The organism is Enterococcus sp. DIV0724b (genome assembly GCF_050531475.1).
GTDB classification, from domain to species: Bacteria; Bacillota; Bacilli; order Lactobacillales; family Enterococcaceae; genus Enterococcus_L; species Enterococcus_L haemoperoxidus.
Map to the genome: position 1 here is coordinate 924278 of NZ_CP172890.1, position 25454 is coordinate 949731.

The 25454-nt window shown below is 34.8% G+C and carries 24 protein-coding genes and 1 pseudogene; 23 read left to right on the top strand and 2 right to left on the bottom strand.

What is annotated here, in order from left to right; all coding sequences use genetic code 11:
• The first annotated feature begins 238 nt into the window (after nucleotides 1–238).
• From IGJ02_RS04345 to IGJ02_RS04390, 10 genes are all read left to right on the top strand, one after another.
• Nucleotides 239–988, top strand: coding sequence for an ATP-binding cassette domain-containing protein (locus IGJ02_RS04345; RefSeq protein WP_430603418.1), 750 nt, complete (start codon nucleotides 239–241; stop codon nucleotides 986–988).
• On the top strand, nucleotides 963–2393 hold the full coding sequence (locus tag IGJ02_RS04350; RefSeq protein ID WP_430603419.1) for a hypothetical protein: 1431 nt from the start codon (nucleotides 963–965) through the stop codon (nucleotides 2391–2393). The genes IGJ02_RS04345 and IGJ02_RS04350 overlap by 26 nt, the downstream gene beginning before the upstream one ends.
• Nucleotides 2380–2691, top strand: coding sequence for a hypothetical protein (locus IGJ02_RS04355; RefSeq protein ID WP_430603420.1), 312 nt, complete (start codon nucleotides 2380–2382; stop codon nucleotides 2689–2691). The genes IGJ02_RS04350 and IGJ02_RS04355 overlap by 14 nt, the downstream gene beginning before the upstream one ends.
• A 523-nt stretch (nucleotides 2692–3214) precedes the next feature.
• Nucleotides 3215–3463: a hypothetical protein gene (locus tag IGJ02_RS04360; protein ID WP_430603421.1), complete on the top strand. Its 249-nt coding sequence runs from the start codon at nucleotides 3215–3217 to the stop codon at nucleotides 3461–3463.
• Between the two features lie 172 nt (nucleotides 3464–3635).
• On the top strand, nucleotides 3636–3935 hold the full coding sequence (locus tag IGJ02_RS04365) for a thioredoxin family protein (RefSeq protein WP_430603422.1): 300 nt from the start codon (nucleotides 3636–3638) through the stop codon (nucleotides 3933–3935).
• The gene (locus tag IGJ02_RS04370) at nucleotides 3932–4429 is read left to right on the top strand and encodes a hypothetical protein (protein ID WP_430603423.1); all 498 of its coding nucleotides are present in this window, start codon (nucleotides 3932–3934) and stop codon (nucleotides 4427–4429) included. Before IGJ02_RS04365 ends, IGJ02_RS04370 begins: the two co-directional genes overlap by 4 nt.
• A 128-nt stretch (nucleotides 4430–4557) precedes the next feature.
• A complete protein-coding gene (locus IGJ02_RS04375; RefSeq protein ID WP_430603424.1) occupies nucleotides 4558–4710 on the top strand; it encodes a hypothetical protein in 153 nt (50 codons plus the stop codon).
• 334 nt (nucleotides 4711–5044) lie between these two features.
• A complete protein-coding gene (locus tag IGJ02_RS04380; RefSeq protein WP_430603425.1) occupies nucleotides 5045–6013 on the top strand; it encodes a DUF1002 domain-containing protein in 969 nt (322 codons plus the stop codon).
• A gap of 137 nt (nucleotides 6014–6150) precedes the next feature.
• The gene (locus tag IGJ02_RS04385) at nucleotides 6151–6555 is read left to right on the top strand and encodes a GNAT family N-acetyltransferase (RefSeq protein WP_430603426.1); all 405 of its coding nucleotides are present in this window, start codon (nucleotides 6151–6153) and stop codon (nucleotides 6553–6555) included.
• 374 nt (nucleotides 6556–6929) lie between these two features.
• Nucleotides 6930–7142 (top strand): hypothetical protein, encoded by a 213-nt coding sequence (locus tag IGJ02_RS04390; RefSeq protein ID WP_010760601.1) that lies wholly within the window; start codon nucleotides 6930–6932, stop codon nucleotides 7140–7142.
• A 173-nt stretch (nucleotides 7143–7315) separates the two neighbouring features.
• Here IGJ02_RS04390 and IGJ02_RS04395 read toward each other — a convergent pair.
• Nucleotides 7316–8615, bottom strand: a pseudogene (locus IGJ02_RS04395) (ISL3 family transposase).
• 348 nt (nucleotides 8616–8963) lie between these two features.
• Between IGJ02_RS04395 and IGJ02_RS04400 the strand changes: the two are divergent.
• The 8 genes from IGJ02_RS04400 (at nucleotide 8964) to tig (ending at nucleotide 17991) form a co-directional block, all read left to right on the top strand.
• Complete coding sequence (locus IGJ02_RS04400; RefSeq protein WP_430603427.1) at nucleotides 8964–11735, top strand: sigma 54-interacting transcriptional regulator; 2772 nt, start codon at nucleotides 8964–8966, stop codon at nucleotides 11733–11735.
• 72 nt (nucleotides 11736–11807) lie between these two features.
• On the top strand, nucleotides 11808–12224 hold the full coding sequence (locus IGJ02_RS04405) for a PTS sugar transporter subunit IIA (RefSeq protein ID WP_010760603.1): 417 nt from the start codon (nucleotides 11808–11810) through the stop codon (nucleotides 12222–12224).
• Between the two features lie 19 nt (nucleotides 12225–12243).
• A complete protein-coding gene (locus IGJ02_RS04410; RefSeq protein ID WP_430603428.1) occupies nucleotides 12244–12714 on the top strand; it encodes a PTS sugar transporter subunit IIB in 471 nt (156 codons plus the stop codon).
• Between the two features lie 14 nt (nucleotides 12715–12728).
• Nucleotides 12729–13517 carry a PTS mannose/fructose/sorbose/N-acetylgalactosamine transporter subunit IIC gene (locus IGJ02_RS04415; protein ID WP_010760605.1) on the top strand — a complete coding sequence of 263 codons (789 nt, stop codon included), beginning with the start codon at nucleotides 12729–12731 and terminating at the stop codon, nucleotides 13515–13517.
• Nucleotides 13501–14331 (top strand): PTS system mannose/fructose/sorbose family transporter subunit IID, encoded by an 831-nt coding sequence (locus IGJ02_RS04420; RefSeq protein WP_010760606.1) that lies wholly within the window; start codon nucleotides 13501–13503, stop codon nucleotides 14329–14331. Before IGJ02_RS04415 ends, IGJ02_RS04420 begins: the two co-directional genes overlap by 17 nt.
• A 27-nt stretch (nucleotides 14332–14358) precedes the next feature.
• Nucleotides 14359–15408 carry an SIS domain-containing protein gene (locus IGJ02_RS04425; protein ID WP_430603429.1) on the top strand — a complete coding sequence of 350 codons (1050 nt, stop codon included), beginning with the start codon at nucleotides 14359–14361 and terminating at the stop codon, nucleotides 15406–15408.
• Between the two features lie 12 nt (nucleotides 15409–15420).
• Nucleotides 15421–16425, top strand: a complete 1005-nt coding sequence (locus IGJ02_RS04430) for an SIS domain-containing protein (protein ID WP_430603430.1) — start codon at nucleotides 15421–15423, stop codon at nucleotides 16423–16425.
• A gap of 282 nt (nucleotides 16426–16707) precedes the next feature.
• Nucleotides 16708–17991 carry a trigger factor gene (gene tig, locus IGJ02_RS04435; RefSeq protein ID WP_010760609.1) on the top strand — a complete coding sequence of 428 codons (1284 nt, stop codon included), beginning with the start codon at nucleotides 16708–16710 and terminating at the stop codon, nucleotides 17989–17991.
• 76 nt (nucleotides 17992–18067) lie between these two features.
• Here tig and IGJ02_RS04440 read toward each other — a convergent pair whose 3' ends face one another.
• Complete coding sequence (locus tag IGJ02_RS04440) at nucleotides 18068–18931, bottom strand: alpha/beta hydrolase (protein WP_430603431.1); 864 nt, start codon at nucleotides 18929–18931, stop codon at nucleotides 18068–18070.
• Between the two features lie 324 nt (nucleotides 18932–19255).
• Here IGJ02_RS04440 and allC point away from each other — a divergent pair, with 324 nt between their 5' ends.
• The 5 genes from allC to fdrA all read left to right on the top strand — a co-directional run bounded on the left by allC (nucleotide 19256) and on the right by fdrA (nucleotide 25439).
• Nucleotides 19256–20482, top strand: a complete 1227-nt coding sequence (gene allC, locus IGJ02_RS04445; RefSeq protein WP_010760611.1) for an allantoate deiminase — start codon at nucleotides 19256–19258, stop codon at nucleotides 20480–20482.
• A gap of 21 nt (nucleotides 20483–20503) precedes the next feature.
• Nucleotides 20504–21289 carry a (S)-ureidoglycine aminohydrolase gene (allE, locus tag IGJ02_RS04450; RefSeq protein ID WP_010760612.1) on the top strand — a complete coding sequence of 262 codons (786 nt, stop codon included), beginning with the start codon at nucleotides 20504–20506 and terminating at the stop codon, nucleotides 21287–21289.
• A 20-nt stretch (nucleotides 21290–21309) separates the two neighbouring features.
• Nucleotides 21310–22377, top strand: coding sequence for an ureidoglycolate dehydrogenase (allD, locus tag IGJ02_RS04455; RefSeq protein ID WP_430603432.1), 1068 nt, complete (start codon nucleotides 21310–21312; stop codon nucleotides 22375–22377).
• A gap of 217 nt (nucleotides 22378–22594) precedes the next feature.
• A complete protein-coding gene (gene allD / locus IGJ02_RS04460; RefSeq protein ID WP_430603433.1) occupies nucleotides 22595–23644 on the top strand; it encodes an ureidoglycolate dehydrogenase in 1050 nt (349 codons plus the stop codon).
• Nucleotides 23645–23681: 37 nt separating this feature from the next.
• The gene (gene fdrA, locus IGJ02_RS04465; protein ID WP_430603434.1) at nucleotides 23682–25439 is read left to right on the top strand and encodes an acyl-CoA synthetase FdrA; all 1758 of its coding nucleotides are present in this window, start codon (nucleotides 23682–23684) and stop codon (nucleotides 25437–25439) included.
• Nucleotides 25440–25454 lie beyond the last annotated feature (15 nt).

Below are 25454 nucleotides of genomic sequence, written 5' to 3' on the forward strand. Positions count from 1 at the left end.
GCGTAATTTAGGAATAATAAGATTAAATTGTTATTGTTATTAATTAAAAAACATAAAGGTATCATTGGTATTATCATATATAATATATGTTATTTATTATTTTTTAAAGTTTTTATTTTACATATATGTAATAAAATGTTACTTTTTAACCGTAGTATTTTTTAGATTATAAAATTGGTATATGCGATTGTGGAATTGGTAAGTAAAATACAATTTACGAAAGATTGGGGGAATAAGTGTGACGGATATCGATGGTAATGATTTCTTTTCGGTTAAAAATGTATCGTATACTTATGGCGAGCAACAAGTTCTTTTTGATATTACTTTTGAAATGACCTCAAGTGATTTTTTATCTATAGCTGGTCCGAATGGTAGTGGTAAAACAACATTAATAAAACTTGTAACCGATTTATTAGAACTCCAAAGTGGAAGTATACGTTTTGACGGTCATGACAACAAAAACATTCAAACAAAGGTAAATTTAATCTATTTACCTAGTGACGACTATTTACCAGAATTTTTAACAGGATATGAATATCTTTTGATGCTTGCGGAATTATATGATAAGGAAATTGACCAAGAGAAGGTACAAATACTCGCTAGTTATTACACGATGGAGAACAGGTTGCATCAATTGATTGAAAACTATTCTCATGGGATGAAGAAAAAAATTCAATTGATTTCTGCGTTTTTAATTGCTCCTAAATTAATAATAATTGATGAAACGCTCAATGGGATAGATATTGAAGCTAAAGAAGTTAGTAAATTATTGCTGAAAAACCATCAAAAGAATGGTGGTGCTACAATTTTATGCACACATGATCTAGAACTAGTAGAAGAAATTGAGAGCCGAGTCCTTCTTCTAAATGAGGGAGTAATTAAATATGATTCAAAAGAATATCTTGAAAAGAATGAACGATTAGTTACTATTTTTAAAAATCTAATAGATTATGAGCAGTTGTATGATGAGATTAACCAAAGTTATTAGCCTATTCAAATTATTCTACTTGTTCTTTATCAGAAAAGTGACCAATATTGGATTATTAAAGAAAAAAATGTTTCGTGTATTGCTACTGTTTATTATTTTATCTCTTGTTAGTGTGGTTACAATTGGAATCTATCTTTTTTTAAATGAGATTGGCAATCAAAGGCTAGAAGCTGAATTGATTTTAGATGTATATACTGGAAATATTCTTATGTGGACATCCATAATATTTATATTTTTAAAAGTTTTATTTATGAAATCAACTCAATTTTTACAAGTGACCTTTCAGTTACCAGTTAAAAATCAAGAAAGAAATACTGCATTATTATTATTTGAGCTAGTTTTATCTATGATTAGTATATTGCTTGTTTCTTCAGGCGTTGTGATTGCATTTATTCTAAAATATAAATGGATCTACATTGCTAAGATATTTGCAAATGTATTTTTTACAAGTATCACGATCTATTTGATCTTGCAGTTGATTTTCTCATTATTATCTTGGTGTGTTATTGTTTTACATCTCCAAAAGTTTAAAACATTGATCCAATTTTTTAGTTTATTAAGTATTGTCTCTCTATTTTTTGTTTGTTATCCGATCGTTATTGATAATATGTTGATCAACTATTTAGATAACATAAGAAATGAAAATGTGTTATTAGGGTATAGTTTTATTCTAAAACAGACGAATTTTTTAGTTACGTCGCTAGTATTTTTACTGATAAACTTTTGTCTGGCTGTTGGCATATTGTTCATACCAAACAATGGGTATATTACGGACAGTAAGTACTTACCTTTAACAATCAAAATAAACAAAGTAAATATGTTTAAGTTGTATTTCCTTTGTCTTTATCGAAATATTGAAAATTACTCTTATGTGATGATTAGTTTGACTATCTATTTATATTTATTTTTATTTACCAACATTCAAGCAAGTTTAGCTTTCTTAATTCCTACAATAGTTGGAATTTACTTGTTTATTCAAACAGAAGATATACGCTGGTATTACTCAAAAAAAGAATACAATGTTGTTTGTGACTACTTTAACTTGATTTTTAGCCAGTATCTGTTTTTGTGGATCGTGAGTACTCCGTTTGTTCTAGTTGAACTGTTGTTTAAAAGGAATGCAAAAGAAATGGGTTCATTTTATTGTGTTCTATTTTTATCGATTCTCCTTTTTACACTAATAGGAATTTTATTTCCGCCCAAAAGGGAAAATCCATTTAGTGTATTTGTAGGTTTTGTTGTTGTAATAACGATAACTTTTGTTTTGGCAGTGATTTTGCTGATCTTTAATTGGCCATCAATTGTCAATGGATTGATAATGTTACTGCTGATCATAGTAACGATTTACTATAGTTTAAACGGATTAAAAAAATTGAAGGAGGATATTAGACATGGAAAAAATTAAAATAGCAATAAATAGCTTGATGGTTTCGGTAATACTCACGGCTGTTTTGATGACAGTGAATTTCTTGCTTGTTTTATTTAGCAGTTCTGATGACGGAACAAGAAAAATATTTTTTAATACGTTATTTTTTAAAAGTGTGACTGATTCTTTTGGAAAAACAACAATGAGTTTTGGCCTAACGCAAAATTATCGGCCTTTAATCATAGTTATTTTAGTACTATTCGCAATCTTATATTTTAGTCAGGTTTCGTACAAAGTTTTACTTGAACGAAAAAAAAATTTGACGAATGATTTTTAAAACTGATGAATTAAAGCCACTGACTTTTGGATTGATAGTGATTAAATATTTTCGTTTATTAAACGTTTTTGTAACTTTAAGCTCGTTAATTACGATAGGACTAGGGCTATATTATGGAGACGTAGAGTTGATTAAGTTCACAATCAGTTGTTTTACATTATTTTTTATAGGAGTGATTTTTTCGACTTTCCTGCATGAATATATGCATGTCTTAGGAGCACGGAAAGCGGGGGTTAAATGCATGGAAATACAAGTAACGTGCTTTCGATTTTCATTAAAAATTGATAGTAGCCAACTTTCTGATAATAAGCAATTATGGGTGGCATTACTTGGTCCTGGTTCGTGTTTGATAGTGAGCTTTATTTTCTATAGTTTATCTTTATTTGTTGATAATAACGTATTACTAAGAAGTCTGAGTTTATTGTACGGATTTCACATCATAAACCTGTTACCAATCTTTGGAGATGGCAAGGTCATTTTCAAAGTGTTGATAAAAAAAATAAAAAGAAAGTAGGAAAAAAGAATGAATAATGTTGTAATGCAGTCAGCAAGTGTGGTTTCGTCGTTGAAAGAGAGTGTGATTAGAAAAGTAGATGAAAAAATTGTACAGTATGATGCCTGGTTTTTGGTTTTTGTAGCAGTTTTACTGGGATTAGCTTTTGCAATTGGAACCGCTTTAGCCATTTGGTGTGTAGTATATCAAGGGAAAAAATTCACAGGAAACTGGAATTGGGCAGAAACAGGTCTTAGTATTAACGTAGAGTGTAATTAATTTTAAATATAAAAAGAAAGGTGGCAGAACAGCAATTATTTAGCTGTTCTGCCAATTATTAAAGATGAAAAAAAAGATAGTGGTTTTATTGTTTATTTCTTGTATTATTGGATTGATGTTTACCGTAAAACAAAAATTGAGTCAGCTAGAAACTTTTTATGAAGAGAGTTCAATGAAAGAGTTAAAACAAATAATGGATAAAAAGGGAGATGCAGTTGTTTATTTTTACAAGACAGACTGTATTTCATGTAAAAAGCTTGCTCGAAAACTTCAAGATAATAACTTGAAAAAGTATAACATAAAAGGCATTGATTTAAGTGAAATAGAAAATGTAGATGAAGATTTTCTTACAAAGTATGATATTGTGACTGTACCGACATTTTCAAAAATAGTTGATGGAAAAATGACTGAAAAAACAGATGGAATCAAAGAGTTGAAAGGATTCAAACTGTTCATGGAGAGTGACTCATGAAAAAAAATAAACTGGTAGTGGGAGGAATCATAGTTTTCTTATCCCTGTGTTGGGCTTTTACATATTACAAATGCAATCAAGCAATGTTAACAAGTCAAAAGAAGGAAGAGCAATTAAACGAGTTAGAACAGTCAGTTGACATATTTGCACAATTAGATTCTATCACACCTGAGCATTTTAAAAATAAAATGGCGTCTAAAGAAGAAATGCTCGTGTATATAGGAAGACCAGATTGTAGTGATTGTAATTTGTTTGATTTGTTACTTTTAAATTATTTAGACCAAAACAAGGATGTAAAAAATAAATTAGTTTATTTAAATGTAGCAGCTTTGCGAAAATCAGACAAAGAATGGGCAATGTTTAAGGAAAAGTATGAGGTTAAATACACACCAACAATTGCACTTTATATTGATGGAAAACAAAAAAGAAAAGCACAATGGATGCCAGACAAACCATTGACAATCCGAGATGTAAAAAGAATAGTGGAAAACTAAAGATTATGAATTGGCTTCAATTTTGCGTAGAGTCTAAGTTGATGGCTATTTATTGATTATTTCGCTTTTTAGTTTATCAGTTTTTACTTTTAGATATATTTTTTGTATTACCAAACTTTATCCAAATAGTGAAGAGACAAAGTGATTTTATTTCTGGTCTAGCGATGCTGACTGGTGCAATTGTTGGAGCTGTTCTTTCATCAATATTTGGTAAATTATTCGATAAAGTAGATGCAAAAAAGTCGGTTTTTATTAGTGTGGAGATAACGACAGTCAGTTAGACGCTGTTGTTAATGCTAGGTACAAACCCAGTAACAGTTTTGATTGCTTGTCATTTATGTTATATGTTCGAACTTACGAATGAACATTATCATCGAATTACGGATGGCTTTAGGAATATTATTGACTCTACTATTATGTAGCGGAGTAAGCAGTGTAAGATATTTTTTGAAAAAATAAGTTAGTGCTTTTTAGAAGCTGTAAACCTTATGAAGATGGTAGAATGAGAGTGTTAAAAGAAAATCAATAAAAATTTCTTAAACCTGATGTATCTTAAGAAATAACTAAAACTATTGTTGTATAGTAAGGAACTAGTAAATCTTTTAGGAGGCTTCTATGAAAAACAAACAAAAAAAACTCACTGTAGCGATGGCACTACTCTTGATCACTACAGGTTTATACACTGGTAAAACAGCATTGGCGACACAAGGTAGCACAGCAGAAAGTACTTCAGTAAGTTCTAGTAATACAGAGACGACGCAAAGTTCTGAGCAGACTCTACAAATCAACGCAGTTGCCTTAGGTAATGCATTAACGCAAGAGCAAAAGGACTTTACGTTAAAAGAATTAGGAATTAAAGGTGAAACACCTCAATACACAACAACTGGGAAAGATTTGATGAGTTTTATCCCTGATGGTGGCTTCACACCAGAATGGGCGGTGTATAGTTCTGTTCGGATGGAAACTCAGAAAAAAGGGGCTGGAATCTCTGTAGATATTGCTACACCTAAAAATATCACGAAAATCACAGAAGCTCAGTATCAAAATGCAGCATTGACAGCAGGAATCACAGATGCTAAATTAACCGTTGCATCTGCTGTGCCAATTGATGGTTCAGGAGCTTTAGCAGGTGTCTATAAAATCGTCGAAGAATCTGGTGGAATCATCAATCGAGACCGCGTAGGTGTTGCGCAGGACGAAATGGACGTACTATCTAAGATCACAGAAGAAAATAAAGACAAAGATGGTTATTCCGATGAAGCCTTGAATGCAGCGCAAGAACAAGCGAAAAAAGAATTGGCAGCAAAAACGGCTGATGGTAAAAATCTGACGCAAGCAGATATTCAAAAAACAGTTGAAAGTGCGTTGCAAAGTCAAGGAATCAAAGATGTAATGTCATCAGATCAGGTGAAAGAATTAACGACGTTGATGAGTGATATGAAAGACAAAAATATTTTTGAAGATTTTGTTAATCAACTAGATTTGTCTAAAACGAAAGAACAAATTCAGGAGAAATCTAAAGGACTTTGGGAGAATATTAAGGGCTTCTTTAGCGGACTTTGGGATTCGATTACTGGGAAATAAGATAAGCAAAGATTGATGAGTTAAAACTATTGAATAGTTTTGGCTCATTTTTTTGTAAGTGTGAATAATAAAGAAATGAAACATACTTTTTATTGTATAATCAATCTATAAAGCTGTATGAAAGAAGGTTATCAAGGATGATACGGAATGCAACATTAATGGATCTAGATTTATTAGCGATACATGATACTCACATACCTCAGGAAAGACTTCGATTAGCCATTGAGGAAAATAGAATTCTGATTATTGAAGAAAACGAAATGATTGGTTGGCTTAGATTTAGTTTCTTTTGGGAGTCTATTCCATTTGTGGATATGTTGTTTATCTTGGAACCTTTTAGAGGTAAACAATATGGGACAGATGTAATGCATTTTTTTGAGCGTGAAATGATCGTTCAAGGGTTTAAAGAACTTATGCTGTCAACTTCCAGTGAAGAGTATTCGCAGCATTTATATCTTAAATTGGGTTTTAAAACAGTTGGGGGATTTTTCCCGACAAATGAACCTTATGAAATAGTAATGGTAAAAGAATTGAAACAATAACTATTATGAAGTAAGAATAGGTAAGTTATTAAACAAGAAATAAAAGATTAGAAAAAGAAGATGATACAAAATTCGTTGAATTTTATTAATGTTACCGAAAAAAGTTAGATCCTTTGGTAATTTAACTGATTGTGCCTACATAAAATTTGTAACAATGGTAGAAAATGAAGCCGAATGTTAATTCGGTGCGGTAAGATAAAGTTATAAATTACAGGTAATTCCGTCATATGAAGAGATTATGGCAGGCACTTTTTATGGTGAGATTATTAATGAAGAGTGTGATGAAGTAAAATGTTTTTCATACAAAAACAATACTAGATCAAGAAGTATTAGGATTTAATATTATTAATAGACTATTGTCTGAGTTTATTCCAGTGGTTCTAAAGTATGATAAAGAATCAATGAATAAATATGAGGAACGCTTATTTAACAACTTATCGAGAAGTGCAGAAGCTTTGTATAAAAGAGAAACTAAATCTAGTTCCGATATTGAAAAAGATTATTATCGTTTGAAGATGGCGGTTGATTTTATCTGTAATATGACAGATGGTTATGCAAAAAAGTTACATGATACATTGTTTAATTAGTAAATAAGTTGTTTTAGTATGCCAAAAAGACACTTAAATAAATGATTATCAGATCCTTAGAAGAGACTTTAACTCTTCCAGGGATTTTTTGGGCTCTTTGTCAATAGGGACTGATGAGTTGTGCAAAATCAAATCTGGGTCAGAATGAATCTCATTCTGGCTCAGATTTTTTGTTATTTCACTTTGATTAATTGATTGATCAAAAAGATTCTGATTCTCATGTTCTCAAATGATTTAAATCCGTATGATACTCGTTTCATTGTCTTTATATGGGTATTCTTCGCTTCTATTTTCCCATTAGAGTAAGGGTAGATCATCGCATTGGTAATGCCTTCTTCATAGGTCAGAAGGTTTTGAAGTTTCTCACGGAAGCTGTCATTTAATGTTTCTGGAAGTTCTTTCAATAAGGAGAAGAACAATTCGGACTCTTTGTCTCGAAAGGCTTCAACCAACTCGTGAAAAAAGGGATACGCCTCCTTCAGGGGCGTGGAAAAACCAAGCAATCGATCGATCATCATCGCTTCGGTAAGAAACGGATATTTAGGCGCTCGAAAACTTAGCCATGTTTTGTATTCATAATGATTAATGTTTGCACGATTTTTTAACAGAAAGCGCCAGTTCTTTTTCAGTTTTTCAGCCTCACTGTTTTGACCTGATTTACGTAGTTCTTTCATTTCATGGATACGTAAATCGTTGAATGCTTGATTCATATGTTTGACAATATGAAACCGATCAATCACTAATTTCGCATTTGGTAGAACACTCTTGGTGAGCTGGAAGTAGGCGGCGTTCATATCTGTAACTAAGAATTCTACTTTTTCAGGGTTGATACAGTCTCGGAAATAGCTTGTTAATCGAGGCAATTTTCGTGTAGGTAAAATGTCAATTAACTTTCCTGATTCGCCATCTGCGCAAATAAAGCTCATTTTATCTTCAGTGGAAGTGTGAGAACGAAATTCATCAACCATCAATACTTTGGGTAGAATCCTTTTGGAAGACTTTGGTAAATAGCTTTTCAACTCTTTCAATGTACGAATAACGGTTGTCAAGGATACCAGACAACTTTTCGCAATAAAAGATAAAGATACTTTTTCAGTCAGTAAAGAAGTAATTTTATATCTGACATGATTCGCAATCGAATGTCTTGGACGGACAAAATAACTTTGAGCGGTCCAATGGGTTTGACAGTTTTTACAGGTATAGCGCTGCTTTTTTAGACGCATAATCATTGGCATATGATTGTATTGTTCAAAACGTATAATGGTTTCTTTCTTGCCATTTTTAACCACAATCGATTTCCCATTCATTCCCAGCTACCACTGAAGAACCACAATTTTTACAGGCATATGGAGCAGGTGAGAGAACAGCATAGACGATCAATGTCTTTGTATTCTGAAAAGTCTCGTAAGAGACCTCATTAATCATCAAATCTTTATCTGTCAATCGTAGCATTTTTTTGATAGAATCATTCATATAGCATATCGTCCTCTCAGTTGTTTATTTTGTGGTGATTTAATCATACTAGAGAACGATATGTTTTTTAATATCTAAAATGAAAATGGGACTGAAGAATCAATTCTGATTCATCAGTCCCATAAATTATAGAGCCATTTTTTGTTCTCTATGTTAAAAATAAGAGGAAATAAAGTTAGATGATTATTCTCAGTACATTTTTAAGGGAGCAATGACAGAGCCAAATAATTCACTTTTTGCCCGTATAGTCAACGTATCGTCAGAATAAGAAAATAATTTTTATGTCTGGCAAAAAAAGAGATATATTTTTCCAAAAACTTTCGCTATGATAAAGGTAGGAGGGATCATATGTTAAAAGAAAAACTGTTAGACTATCTAAAAAATCAAACATCTTTTTTCAATCCTGAAAATGTAAGCGATATTTTTTCGGCATCTGATATTGCTGAAAAATTCTCAATTAAACGAAATACAGCGAGTCATTATTTGAATCAGCTTGCGGACGAAGGAATCTTAGTCAAAGTCAATACACGTCCTGTTTACTTTTTTCATAAAAAAACATTTGAATTACAAAACTATCCATTAATAAATTCGTTTTATCAAAACTTATCAGAGATCGAAAAGGAAAAACCAATTTTTGATAAGAAAATAGATTTTTTTCAGAACGTGATTGGTAATAGAGGCAGTTTAGCACAAACCATTGAGCAATTAAAGATGGCGGCGTTGTATCCTAATGGTGGGTTGCCGCTATTGTTAACTGGAGAAAGTGGTACAGGTAAAAGTTATTTAGTTCAATTATTATATCAATTTTGTTTAGCCCACGATCTATTAACTAGTGATGCCCCTTTTATCACAGTGAATTGCGCTCAGTACGCAGATAACCCAGAATTATTGACCAGTCATTTATTTGGTCATGTAAAAGGAGCATTTACAGGTGCAGATAATGAAAAAATGGGCGCCTTTGAAGCTGCTGCAAATGGTTTTTTATTCTTGGATGAAGTTCACCGTCTAAGTGCGGAAGGTCAGGAAAAATTATTTACCTTTTTAGATCAAGGAATTATTTACAAAATGGGGGAAAGTAATCATCCAATCACAGTGAATTGTCGCTTAGCTTTTGCAACGACCGAAGAGGTGAGCAGTACCTTTTTAACTACTTTTTTAAGACGAATTCCAGTACAAATTAAAATTCCAGCGCTTAATGAACGAACTCAATCAGAACGAAAACAATTGATCATTCGGTCGTTCTTTGAAGAACAGCAAACAATTTTAAAACCATTGATCGTCTCACCACAGGTTATCAGCATGTTAGAAAATCGTTCATACAAAGGCAACGTAGGGGAATTAAAAAATTTGATTAAAATCATAACAGCTAAAAGTTTTACAGTCAATCATGCAAAAGCACAAATTCCAATCACCCTTCATTCTTTGCCTAATTATGTACTAAAAGAAAATCAAGAAACTACTTTTTCAGAATCAGAATCGCTTTTGAGAATCGATAGTCAAAGTAACTTGGAGTATTTACTTGAAGAAAGTGAACCAGAACAAAAGAGAATTATCCAAAGTTACGAAAAAATCTTGTTAACTTATCTTAATAATCAATCAGTGATCAACGCCTCGGTTGGTTTGATCTCAAAAGAAATCGATTATCTTTTTGATTATTTATTATTTGAAACAAAAAGAGATCAAAAACAGGAGATGTTGCTATTTATTACACAGCATATGCGGCAGATGCTTGAAAAAATTGAATCGGCTTATCAAATTAGTTTTAATGGCAGCTTAGTTTATGCGATCAGTCATTATCTATTTCAACGACGATACGTGGAATGGTTACCAGAAATTGAGAGGGTTCAGCTGATCGAGATGTTGTTACTGGATATCAAAGCGCAGTTACCAAATAGTTATCGATATGCAGAACAGATTTTAAACTTAGTCAAGACGTCATTGGATATTGAAGTTTCCAGTATGGATCGGATTATTTTATCAATTTACATTGATAATCTAGGCTATACCAAAGAAACTTCTTATCCTAAAGCAGTAATTGTGGCACATGGCTACGCCACTGCTAGCAGTATTGCTAATGTAGCGAATCGGATGTTAAATGAACTATTATTTCAATCCTTTGATATGCCATTAGATGTTACGCCAAAGAAAATTGCTGAGAAACTAATGCAATATATTGAGCGAAATGATACGTCAAACGGGTTGATTATTTTATTTGATATGGGCTCTCTAAAAGAAATCCATCGTTATTTTTCAAAAGAAACCACGGCACCAATCGTATTGATGAACAATGTAACCACTAGTTTAGCGATTGCAGTGGGAGAAGGCATTCAAAGACAACAGCAACTTGGTGAAATCCCAGCCAAAGCGATAAGCAGTCATCAGTCTCAATGGGAAATCATTCAGCCAGAAATGAAAAAAGAAAAAATCATCCTCACGACTTGTGCCACCGGCATTGGAACGGCTGTTCAAATTAGTAATTTACTTGAAAAAAGTTTGCCAGATACGACTTCTGTAAAACTTATCCCCTGTGAATTCAGGCAACTATGCAATCCAGTCGAATTTGAAAAAGCATTTTCCTTGTATGATGTATTAGGAATCGTCGGGACAGCTAATCCAGCTGTGGAAGGTGTACCGTTCATTTCATTAGAGGATTTGATTGCTGGTATCGGGATTGAGAGCTTGTTGGATTGGTTAAAAAACAATTTAGTATTAGATTCTCAAGAAGAGTTTAGCAATCAATTGATTCGTAATTTTTCGTTGGATCGCGTGATTCAATCTGTGACGATTTTGGATACAGAAAAAATCATCGAACAAATTGAGGGATTTTTGAAACAGTTAGAAGAAGGTTGGGGTCATCGGATTAGTAATGATCGGAAATTGGCCTTGTATGTTCATGTAAGTTGTTTAGTCGAACGCCTAATTCGCAATGTACCAATCGAAGTATATAGTGGTTTTGACATGTTGCAGGAGTGTCATGAAAAAGAGTTACAAGAGATTAAAGAAGCATTTAGTGTCATAGAGAAAGTCTATAGTGTCGATATTCCAGATTCAGAACTTTCTTATGTTCATGATGTTTTATTTGAAAACACTGAATATATCAGCGATGAAAGTGATTTTTAATCGTTAAACGAAGGGTGCCACTAAAGTTGGCACCCTTTTTGCTATTAATAAAGTGTAAGTGAGGTGAGCAGGATGGCAAGAAAAATTATTTTAGCAACACATGGGAATTTTGCACAAGGTATCAGAACGTCTTTAGAACTGATTTGTGGGAAATCAACAAATGTAGAAGTTGTTTGTGCCTATATGAGAGAAGACTTTGATTTAGCTCAAACGGTAGAAATAATTATAGCTGAAAATCGTAAAAATGAATTGGTCGTAATCACAGATATTTTTGGTGGTAGCGTAAACAATGAGTTTTTTAAGTATGTCGAAGAGCCAAATGTGTATTTAATTTCTGGATTGAATTTGTCTTTGTTAATTGAACTTTATACTCAATTAGAAATCACAGACTCTTTAGAAAATTTGATTATACAAGCAATAAAAACGTCTCAAGAAACGATCAAGTATTGTAACTTATTGAAAGCAAAAGACGAAGAAGAAGAATTCTAAAAGAGAAAGGAAATCAATCATGATTAAATTAGTACGTGTAGACCACCGTTTATTACATGGACAAGTGGCATTTTCTTGGACCCAAAGTTTAGGGGTAGATTGTATTTTGATTGCCAATGATGATGTACCGCAAAATGATATTCGCAAAACGACGATCAAGTTAGCCAAGCCTGCAGGCGTTAAATTAGTGATTAAAACGATCGAAGATTCAATCAGTGCTTTAAAAAGTGGCGTGACAGATAAATATAAGTTATTTATCGTCGTTGAAAGTGTGGCAGATGCGTATAAATTGGCGAAGTCTTGTCCTGAAATCAAGCATATTAATCTTGGTGGAATGAAAGTCAGAGAAGGAACTAGAAACATTTCTAAGGCGGTAAATATAACGTCAGATGAAGAAAGTTTGGTTAAAGAATTAATCGCTGAAGGAGTTGATATTGAGATTAGACAAGTCCCTAATGATAAAAAAGTTGCTGCTTTAGATGCATTTTAGAAAGGAAGATTAAAATGATTGTACAAGCAATTTTGTTAGGAGTTATCGCATTTATTGCTCAGTCTGAGTATGCCTTAGGTACATCACTTTTGTCCCGACCGATCGTGACGGGATTGTTTACAGGAATTGTTTTAGGGGATATTAAAACGGGCATTATTATGGGCGCAACCTTGGAATTAGCATTTATTGGCTCTTTTTCAGTAGGAGCATCGATTCCCCCAGATGTGGTGACAGGGGGGATTTTAGGAACAGCATTTGCAATCACGGCTGGCGCTGGAACAGAAACTGCATTGGTTTTAGGTTTACCAATCGCAACATTAACGCTGATTTTGAAAAATGTCTATCTGGGTTTGGTGATTCCAACGATGAGCCAAAAAGCAGATAATTACGCGGATGATGGGAATTATAAAGGAGTAGAACGAATGCACTTGGCGGCAGGTTTTGGTTTGTCTCTGATGTTAGCACTTATTGTTTCCATTTCATTTGCTGTAGGGAGTAACACGATCAAGGGATTATTGGATATGATTCCTGAGTTTGTTCAACATGGTTTATCCGTTGCAACGGGTATTATTCCAGCACTTGGTTTTGCAATGTTGGCACGTTTATTGATCAATAAACAAGTAGCACCATACTTCTTTCTAGGTTTTGCTTTGATGGCTTATTTAGAAATACCAGTTACAGGGATTGCAATTTTAGGGGCGATCACAGCTGTAATCGTGGTCAATATCATGAACCACAATAAAGGCAATGAAATGATCCAAACATCAAACGGGGAGGTTATGGACGATGACGAAGACTTCTAAAGAACAAACGGAAAAGTTAATCACGAAAAAAGAATTGAACAGTGTTTTCTGGCGGTCTTTCCAAATGGAATTTTCTTGGAACTACGAGCGTCAGATGAATATGGCATATGTGTTTGCGATGATTCCAATTTTGAAGAAATTATATCCTAAAAAGTCTGATATGGCTCACGCTCTGAAACGACATTTAGCCTTTTTCAATACCACACCTCATATTGTGACCTTGATATTAGGGATCAATACGGCGATGGAAGAAGAAAATGTACTAGATGAACAATTTGATGTGAGTACAATCGATAGTATTAAAACCTCATTGATGGGCCCTTTGGCAGGGTTAGGAGATTCATTTTTCTGGGGAACATTACGTTTGATTGCGACCGGAGTTGGAACGTCACTAGCTCTACAAGGAAATATTTTAGGCCCCATTTTATTCTTGCTGATTTTTAACGTACCACATATTATTTTGCGCTACCTATTTACTGGTTGGGGCTATAAATTAGGAACTGGTTTCTTGAAAAAGATTCAAGCGAACGGGATGATGGAAAGCTTGACTTTAGGCGCTTCAATCATTGGATTGATGGTAGTTGGCGCAATGACGGCTTCGATGATCGATATTTCGATTCCAGTCACAATAAGTGGCAGTGGAGAAACAGCAGTAACAGTGCAGAGTATTTTTGATGATATCATGCCTAAACTATTGCCATTAGCAACTTTTGGAGCAGTTTTCTATCTTTTGAAAAAAGAAGTAAAACCTTTAGCAATTCTTGGAGGGATGGCAGTTGTTGGAATTTTAGGTTCCTTGATTGGAATTTTTTAAGTGAAAAGTAGAGTGAGGTGAGATTCAGTGGAAACGATGTTGGATTATATCAATGAAGAACAAGAAACGTTAGAAACGATTATCAATTCATTTGATATCACACAAATCAAGGTGAAAAATGTTAAACACTGTTTGATTTTAGCAACAGGTTCTTCTTATAATGCTTGTCTATCTGCAAAATATTATATAGAACAAACGGCACCTGTATACGTTCAAATAGAAGAACCCTTTAATTTTCTCCACTATGGGAAAATCGATCCGAGTATTGACTTGATCATAGCAGTTTCACAAAGTGGCAAAAGTGCATCAACCATTCAGGCAGTACAAAAGCTAACACAAACTAGAAAAATCAAAACGATTGCTCTAACTAGCAATACAAGTAGCCCAATCAGTCAAGTAGTGGATGAAGTGCTAGATTTAAATATGGGAATCGAGACGGTTGGGTTTGTTACAAAAGGCTATTTAGCAACTGTGTTGAATTTAATGTTATTAGGGTTACGTATCGCTTATCAAAGCGAGTCAATTGATCAATCTACAGTAAAAAATGAACTGTTGGCTTTAAAGAAAGCAATCAGTCAAATCAATCTGGTAATCGAAAAAACGAGTGAATTTTGGTTGGAAAATCAAGCGGATCTAAGTAAGGGGTTACGTTTTATAACGATTGGCTACGGACCTAACATTGGAACAGCTAAAGAATTTGAAACAAAATTTACTGAAACGGTACGTTTACCCTCACAAGGATTTGAACTTGAAGCCTATATGCACGGACCTTATCTAGAAGCAAACAACACACATTCACTATTTTTTATAGAAAATGATAATGTACTGAATGAAAGAAGCAAAGCGTTAAAAAATTATCTAAGAAACGATGTTGGGAATTGCTACACGATTACCACGGAAGCGAAAACTGATTCAAAAACAGTAGGATTATCAATTAAAACACCTGAAAAAATCAGTCCACTTTTATTGGTGATTCCCTTCCAATACCTCGCGTATCAAATTGCGACAGGTAAAGGAATTGATTTAAATAAACGAATTTTTGATGATTTTGACCAAGTATTAAAAAGTAAAATTTAAGGAGCGTAAACAATGTTAAAATTTAACGAAATAAAGCAAATCGAAGATATCAAAGGAGCGTTAGCACTACGTCCGCAAGTCGAAAAAATAGTTGATGAAGTGTGGGGAAAAGGATTTGACTCTATTTATTATCTTGGTATTGGCGGAACCTATGCTTCAGCGATGCAAGCAGTGACGTACATTAATGGAAAAAGTAATCTACCTGCTTATGTACAGCATGCCGCTGAATATTATACAACTGGCAATCGTCGCTTAACCAAAGATTCGATCGTTATTTTGTCTTCAGTAACTGGCACAACCCAAGAAGTTGTCAAAGCGGTGGAAGAAATTAAAACAGTTGGGGCAACATTGATCGGTTTTATTGATGCAAAAGGAAGTATTCTAGCAGAAAAATGTGATTATGTTGTGACGTATCCAGCACCAGGAACGGAACAAATCAAGTTCTTTATGATAGCAGATCGATTGATGAAAAATAATAGCGAATTTGATGATTATGAAGAATATTATCAAGAACTAGAAGAATATCTTCCTGTTGGTTTAGTTGAAGCTGAGAAAAAAGCGGATGACTTTGGGTTAAAATTTGCCCAAGCCCATCGTCACGATGATATGCATTATTTTATCGGAGCGGGTAATCAATGGGGCGCAGTTTATTCTTATGCAATGTGCTATTGGGAAGAACAAAGTTGGCTACGTTCAAAATCAATCCATGCTGCTGAGTTTTTACACGGAACGTTAGAAATTGTGGAGGAAACAACGGCAGTCACTTTATTTATTGGTGAGGATGAACAACGTCCATTGTCTGAAAGAGTAGCGAATTTGTTACCGCGTATTTGCGCTAACTATACGATTATTGATTCAAAGGATTATCCAGTCGCAGGAATCAGTGACAAATATCGTGGAAGAGTTTTGCCATTCTTGCTGATGCATTGTGTGACACAACGTATTGATGCTCATGTTGAACAGTTGAATTGCCATCCGTTAGATATTAGACGTTATTATCGTCAGTTTGATTATTAAAATGAAAGAAAAGGCCTGCAACTAAAAAGTTACAGGCCGCTTTCAGTTTGATTGAATAGCAGATAAGTAATATTGCCTTTTTAAAATTTATTGGAAAATACTAGGAAATAAGTAAGTTAATCTAGTTCGTTTATCAAGTAATTCATTTTACAATTCAAAAAATCAGTTTATTTTCCCTTCTTCTCACCTAAAATGTTTACATTTATCCAGTGATAGTGTACTATTTAAAGGTATGCATAACATAAATTCATGTATAAAATTAAGTTATTCGGAGGGAAACAAATGTCTGCGAAATTTGAAAAAAAAGGCACCAATGATGGTGTGTTAACTTTTTCAGTTGATCAAACTCTAATTGAAAAAGGCTTGAAACAAGCATTCGATAAAGTTAAAAAAAATCTTAACGTACCAGGATTCCGTAAAGGGAAAGTGTCACGTCAAGTATTCAACCGTATGTACGGCGAAGAAGCATTATATGAAGATGCTTTGAACGCAGTGTTACCAGAAGTTTACGAAGCAGCTGTGAAAGAAGCTGGAATCGATCCTGTATCACAACCTAAAATTGATGTTGAAAGCATGAATAAAGGGGAAGATTGGGTTGTAACTGCTGAAGTGACTGTAAAACCTGAAGTTAAATTAGGCGAATACAAAAACTTAACAGTTGAAAAACAAGACCGTGAAGTAACAGACGAAGACTTAGATGCACGCATCCAACGTGAATTAGATGCACAAGCTGAATTAGTAATCAAAGAAGACGAAGCAGCTGTTGAAGGCGACACTGTCGTAATCGATTTTGAAGGATTTAAAGATGGCGAAGCTTTTGAAGGTGGAAAAGGCGAAAACTATTCTCTTGAATTAGGTTCTAACTCTTTCATCCCAGGCTTTGAAGAACAATTAGTTGGCAAAAAAGCTGGCGAAGAAGTTGAAGTAAAAGTAACATTCCCAGAAGATTACCAAGCAGAAGATTTAGCTGGTAAAGAAGCTGTTTTCCAAGTGAAAGTTCACGAAGTGAAAGCGAAAGAATTACCAACTTTAGATGATGAATTTGCGAAAGATGTTGACGATTCAGTAGAATCATTAGACGAATTAAAAGAAAAATACCGTAACGAATTAACAGAATCTAAAGAAGCTGCTGCAACAGAAGCAAAAGACGAAGCAGCTATCCGTCAAGCTGTTGATAATGCTGAAATCGTTGAATTACCACACGTAATGGTACATGATGAAGTTCACCGTTCAATGGATGAATTCTTAAACAACATGCAACGTCAAGGAATCGCTCCAGATATGTACTATCAATTAACTGGAACAACAGAAGCTGACTTGCACAAACAATTTGAAGCAGAAGCAGAAGTTCGTACGAAAACAAACCTTGTAATCGAAGCGATCGCTAAAGCAGAAGATATCGAAGTATCTCAAGAAGATATGGATAATGAAATCAAAGAACTATCAGAACAATACAACATGCCGATCGATCAAGTTAAAAAAGTCTTAACAGAAGACATGTTAAAACATGATATCCGCATGAAACGTGCAGTAGAAGTTATCACTGAAACTGCAACTGAAAAATAAACGAAATTTAAAAGACATTCCTGAGTGATCGGGAATGTCTTTTTTTAAGTTAAAGAATCAATCAATTATGTTAAAATCAAGTTGTGGCTAATACTTTGTCAAGCCATTCAATCAAAGCATGGTAAACGTTAAGCCCTTCATTTTTAGTAAGATCACCGTCAAAATCATGAGGAAGTTTTTCGACTTCTTCATAAGTAACATTGGAGATTTTATTACTGGCAATACGAGATGCTTCAACTGGAACGTCTTGATCAGCAGAACTGTGGGCTAAAAATGTAGGTGGAAGTTGGGCAAGTTCTGCATCAGTTAAACTAAACGTTTCTTTTTCACTAGGAGAGTTAGTTAGATAACTCAACCAGTTACCAAATTGTCGACCAGATAAATAAAGTGAAAATCGTTCATTGATAGAAACACCTGCAATTGGTTCTGGCTGAATCAAAGCTTGAGCAGTTAGCGGTGCTATTTTAGGAAATTGATTATAGTAACTACTTGGCTGACTGAAAGTCGGGTTTATCAAATCATAATAACCATAAAAGCTGATCAATCCTTTTTGCTCTGGTAAAGCATAACGAGCAGATAATAGGTAGGAAAGAAACCCACCAGCTGAACGACCAAACAAGAAATAATCTGAACGCTCCAAGCCTAAAATCGATTGGTAATTTTTTAAGAACCAATCAATGGCTTCTCTTAAACAATTAATGATAGTTGGCAGTTTGACTTCAGGTGCTAAAGGATAATCAACGGTCAGCAAATTATAGCCTTTCTCCACTAAAAGCTCACAATAGGTTTCTGGTAAATCATCCCGACTACCGTAGAGAAGTCCGCCACCATGCAAATAAATCAGTGTAGCTTTGGCAGAAGAGTCATTTTGTTTTGAATAAAAGGTCACAGACAAGTCTAAATCATTCAGTTGGCTATAACAGAATTCTTGTTTTATCATAAAAAGTCCTCCTTGAATTATAAGAAACAATGCTCCGAGTGTATTTCAATATCAAGCAACAAATGGAAGCAATGTTTCTTTCAGCTTTTAACAGAAAAATGTGAATTTATATTATTATGTCATACTACTATTTTATCTTTTTTCCAAAGATTAGCCTATGAATAAAGATAATTTCACTAACTTATTTCTATTTTAACCCAAATAGCCTCAGTCTTTATGTTTAATGCGCACAAAGATAGTAGTTAATTTGTGAAATATGGATAGTGTATGAAAGTCGGCAACCGCTTACAATGGTTATGATAATAAAAGAGGGAGATGTATCTAATGGATTTAAAAAAAGTTTTACAGGAAAATATCGATCAAATTTCTAATATTGGTAACGATCCAACAGGTGGAATGACACGTTTATTGTATTCTGACTCTTGGTTAAAAGCGCAAAAAACTGTGAAAGAAAATTTGGAAGCTATAGGCATGACAGCTTCATTTGATGAAATCGGTAATCTCTTTGGTAGAGTAGAAGGAACAGAACATCCAGAAGAAACGATTTTATCAGGTTCTCATATTGATACTGTTGTCAATGGTGGGAACTTAGATGGCCAATTTGGTGTCATCGCAGCATATGTTGCCATCCAATATTTATTAGAAACATACGGTAAACCAAAACGTTCATTAGAAGTTATCTCAATGGCTGAAGAAGAAGGCAGTCGCTTCCCAACGGTTTTCTGGGGAAGTAAAAACTTCGTCGGCGAAGCGAAAAAAGAAGATGTTATTGAAATCTCTGACTTTGAAGGTTTGAAATTCGTTGAAGAAATGCAACGTCACGGGTTTGACTTTAGAGATGAAAGCAAAGCTGCAAGAGATGATATTAAAGCATTCGTAGAAATTCATATCGAGCAAGGAACTGTGCTTGAAAAAGAAAACTTACAAATAGGTGTTGTGAATAATATTGCAGGTCAAAGACGCTATACGATCGTTCTAAAAGGTGAAGCAAATCATGCTGGAACAACGCCAATGGGCTATCGTAAAGATGCTGTTTATGCTTTTGCTAAGATTTGTTCACAAGCAATCGATCGTGCATTAGAAGTCGGTGATCCATTAGTATTGACTTTCGGTAAAGTTGAACCAAAACCAAATACTGTAAACGTAGTACCTGGTGAAGTTCTATTTACAATGGATTGTCGTCATACCGATAGTGGAGAATTGCATGCATTTACTAAAGAAATTGAAGAATTAATGAGAAAAATTGCTGCCGAACATGGTTTAGAAATCGATATCGATTTATGGATGGATGAAGCGCCAGTACCGATGAATGAAGAAATTGTGACTGCGATTGAAACGGCAGCTATTGCTGAAAACATGAAATATAAAGTGATGCACAGTGGAGCAGGTCACGATTCACAAGTTATTGCACCACACTTCCCAACGGCTATGATTTTTGTACCAAGTATTAATGGTATTAGTCATAACCCAGCAGAAGCAACAGATATCGATGACTTGGTCAACGGTGTCAAAGTACTTGCAAGTGCCTTATACGAATTAGCATATAAATAAAAGAAAGTAGGAAAAATAAAAATGGGTTATAAAAATAATCAAACAGGTTATCTTGATGGTTTATTATCATCTAGAGCTGTGATCAAAAAAAATAATTATGCATTGATTCCTCATGATGGATTGGTAAATAATGTGATTCCAGGCTTTGAAAACTGTGATTGTTCAATTTTAGGATCAAAACAATTAGGTGCAAATTTTGTCGATTATATTATTACGCTACACAAAGATGGTAAAAACCAACGTGGCTTTGGCGGAGACGGTGTGGAAACAATTGTTTATGTGATTGATGGTGTCCTAAAAGTCAATGATGGTACAGAAACACATGAACTAACAAAAGGTGGTTATGTCTATTTACCTGCTAGCACATTGATGTATTTGGAAAACGGACAAGATGCGGATACTGAAATTTTCTTATACAAAAAACGCTATCAACCACTAGAAGGCTATGAAGCACATAAAGTAGTCGGTAATGTCAATGATATGGAACCAATCGAATATGAAGGCATGAAAGACGTTCTTTTATGGGACTTCTTACCGAAAGATCTAGGCTTTGATATGAACTTCCACATTCTTTCATTTGAACCAGGAGCAAGTCATGGTTATATTGAAACACACTATCAAGAACACGGTGCGTACTTACTTTCTGGACAAGGCATGTATAACTTAGACAATGAGTGGATGCCAGTCGAAAAGGGAGATTATATCTTTATGAGTTCATACGTACAACAAGCAGCCTATGCTGTAGGACGTGACGAACCATTGATGTATGTCTATTCAAAAGATTGCAACCGTGATCCAGAAATTTAATTTGAAGAGGAAGTTTAAGAATGAATGAAACTGTTGTAGTGAAACCAGAAGAATTGCATGATTTGATCGAAAAAAAATTAACAACAGCTGGTTTAAAACCAGAGCATGCAGATGAAGTGGCGACACATTTGGTATTTGCAGATGCGTGCGGTATCCACTCACATGGAGCCGTTAGGGTAGAATATTATGCAGAACAAATCGACAAAGGCGGTGTGACGCTTGATCCAGTAATTGAATTTGAAGAAACTGGCCCAAGTTCAGGAATCGTTCACGGTAAAAATGGCGCTGGACAATTCGTCGCAGATGTTGGTCTTGGTTATGCTATAGATATGGCAAAAAAATCAGGAGTTGCGGCTGTGGGAATCTCTAAAATCAGTCACAGCGGAGCGTTATCTTATTATGTGAAAAAGGCAGCGCAACAAGATTTGATTGCTATTGCAATGTGTCAATCTGATCCGATGGTCGTACCATTCGGAGGAAAAGAAAATTATTTTGGAACGAATCCGATTGCTTTTGCAGCGCCTAGAAAAGGTCATGAACCTGTTGTTTTTGATATGGCAACTACTGTTCAAGCGTGGGGCAAAGTCTTGGATGCTCGTTCTAAAAATAAAGATATCCCAGATACTTGGGCAGTTGATAAAGAAGGAAAACCAACAACGGATCCCCATAAAGTCAATGGTTTATTACCGATTGCAGGACCAAAAGGCTATGGCTTGATGATGATGGTAGATATTTTATCAGGTATGCTTTTAGGCTTACCATTTGGGAAACACGTTTCTTCAATGTATGACGATATAAGCAAAGGACGTAATGTTGGTCAAATGTATATTTTGATCGATCCAAAACGTTTTACTGACTTGGATATGTTCAAAGAATCAGTGGATGGTATGGTAGAAGAGTTACATGACATTCCAGCAGCTGATGGGTTTGAGCAAGTATATTATCCAGGCGAAATCAATCAAATCAATTATGAAAAATCAATGAAAGATGGTATCGACATCGTTAAAGATATCTATGACTATTTAAAGAGTGACACACTTCATTTTGATCGATATGAAAATACGAATGCTTTTGGTGAAAAAAAATAAAATTGTTTTGGAATTAAGATATAGTATAAAAAATGTTGTTGGTTTGTATAAGTATTAGCGAAGCGGAGAATTGTTGTCGTATGGTATCTAGCTCCGCGGGCTTGCTTCTCGGAAAAAAGATAAAAATTGAATGAGGCCAAAAGCACCTCAGTCAATTTTTCCTATTTTTCTGTCGAAGCGGAACGTTGTTACCACTAATAAAAGGAGGCGTTTTAAAATGAGAGTAAAAAAAGCGGATTTACATCAACTAATCAAAGATAAAATACAAAAAGCTGGTTTATCGGAAGAACATGCAGGAATCGTAAGTGATGTTTTAACGTTTGCAGATGCAAGAGGAATTCATTCTCACGGTGCGATGCGTGTGGAATATTATTCGGAAAGAATTGCGAAAGGCGGTATCACCAACGATCCTACGTTTTCTTTTGAGCAAACAGCTCCTAGCTGTGGTATGTTTGAAGGCGATAATGGTTCTGGTTTTGTTGCTGCAGAAAAAGCAATGGACTTAGCCATTGAAATGGCAAAGAAAAATGGTGTTGCTGTTGTCGGGGTTCGTAATATCTCTCATAGCGGAGCGCTTGCCTATTATGTAGAAAGAGCTGCAGAACAAGATATGGTAGCCCTTTCTGTTTGCCAATCTGACCCAATGGTTGTACCATTTGGAGGAAGTGAACCTTACTTCGGTACAAATCCAATTGCGTTTGCTGCCCCTAGTAATGACGATCGTGTGATTACATTTGATATGGCAACAACCGTTCAAGCTTGGGGGAAAATATTGCATGCTCGATCTAAAAAAGAAGCTATACCAGACTCTTGGGCAGTCGATGCCAAAGGAAATCCAACAACGGATTCTACAGCAGTGAACGCGTTATTGCCGATTGCAGGACCAAAAGGGTATGGTTTGATGATGATGGTAGATATTTTATCGGGGATTTTACTAGGCGTGCCGTTTGGCAAACACGTTTCTTCCATGTATCATGATTTATCTAAAGGCCGCGAATTAGGTCAGCTTCACATTGTGATCAATCCAGATTTCTTCATTGGTTTAGACGTCTTTAAAAAGAATATTTCAACAATGTTGGATGAATTAAAAGAAATCAGCCCAAGTCCTGGTTTTACTGAAGTAAACTATCCAGGTGAACGAGGACGTGCACGTGAAAAAAATTATGAAGAAAATGGAATCGAAATTGTGGATGATATTTACGAATATTTAATCAGTGACGATATTCATTATGATCATTATGATCATAAAAATAAGTTTGCGGAATAAATTTTGCAAAGCAAAATAAATAAATGGAGGAATTTCAATGCTGCACACAATTATTAAGGCAAATAGCTATCAAGATTCAATCGTCTTGATGTTATTAACCAACAAATTAAATACAATCGATGGCGTTCATAATGTTTCAGTTATGATGGGAACACCTGCAAATAAAGATATTTTTAAAACAGGTGGCTTATACACCGATGAATTAGAAAAGGCATCGTCTAATGATATGGTGATCGTTTTAGACATCGAAGACGACTCATTGATCGATCAAGTCTTAACTGAAATCGATGTATTTTTAGAAGAACAAACAAAAGGTGGCGGCGACACTACTGGTGAAGAAGTCGTAAAAACGTGGGATAAAGCCTTTGAGCTTGGTAAAGATGCTGGCGTAGTTGTTTTCTCTATACCTGGTACCCATGCAGCACTTGAAATTGAAAAAGCATTAGATGAAGGCAAGCATGTCTTTTGTTTTAGTGATAATGTCGCAATCGAAGATGAAAAACGTCTAAAAGAAAAAGCACATGATGCAGGTTTGCTATTAATGGGACCAGATTGCGGAACTGGGATTATCAATGGTATTCCTGTGGCATTCACAAATGCTGTTCGTAAAGGGAAAATCGGCGTTGTTGGTGCTTCTGGAACAGGTATTCAAGAAGTAACAACGATCATCCACAAATTAGGTGGCGGTGTGACGAATGCAATCGGTACTGGTGGACGTGACTTGAAAGCTGAAATTGGCGGAATCACTTTAAAAGACAGTATTATGACACTAGAGAAAGATCCTAACACAGAAGTGGTTGTCGTGATCTCTAAACCACCTGCACCAGAAGTTCGTGATGAAGTCTTAAATCTTTTAAGAAGCATCTCAAAACCTGCTGTAACGATTTTCCTAGGCGAAAAACCAACGTCACATGAAGAAAATCTTTATCGTGCCTATACATTAGAAGAAGCGGCTCAAACGGCTATTCAATTATTGAATAAAGAAGCTGTTACAGCGGTGAAAGAAACATTATCTGTGCCAGTACATTCTTTCAAACCAGAACAAAAATATGTTAAAGGCTTGTACTCTGGTGGAACACTTGCTTATGAAGCAGCAATGTTGATCAAAGAAGGTTTAGCTTTAACAGGTGACGAGCATGCATCTGAAGGCTTTATCTTAAAAAATCAAGGCCATGAAATCATCGATTTAGGAGATGATGTTTATACACAAGGTAAACCTCATCCAATGATCGATCCATCAAAACGTAAAGAAATGTTAGAAGAAGCAGGAAAAGACCCTGAAACAGCAATCATTTTATTAGATGTTGTATTAGGCTACGGTTCTCATGCAAATATGGCACAAGAATTAGCACCAACTATCAAAGAAATCAAAGCAAATGCAAAAGCTGAAGGTAGAGAATTATTTGTGATCAGTACGATTGTGGGAACGGATGAAGATCCTCAAAACATTCATGAGCAAGAAACAATCATGAAAGAGGCTGGCGTTATTCTTTGTGACAGTAATGCACAAGCAGTTCGTTTAGCTTTAGCGATCCTAGATCATCCATTGACACAAACAGATAAAGCAATTGAAGCAGCACCAGCAGTGAATCCAGTTACAATTGAGCCAACAGAAGCAATGTTAGCATTATTAACAAATCAAAGTTTTATCAACGTTGGTTTACGTAGTTTCTCTGAAGCGATCATCAATCATGGTGGTAAAGTGGTTCAATATGACTGGCAACCTGTTGCAGGCGGAAATATCACTTTGCAAAAAGCATTACAGTTCTTAAATAAAGTAGCATTAGCTAAATAAGGGAGAAAAAAATCA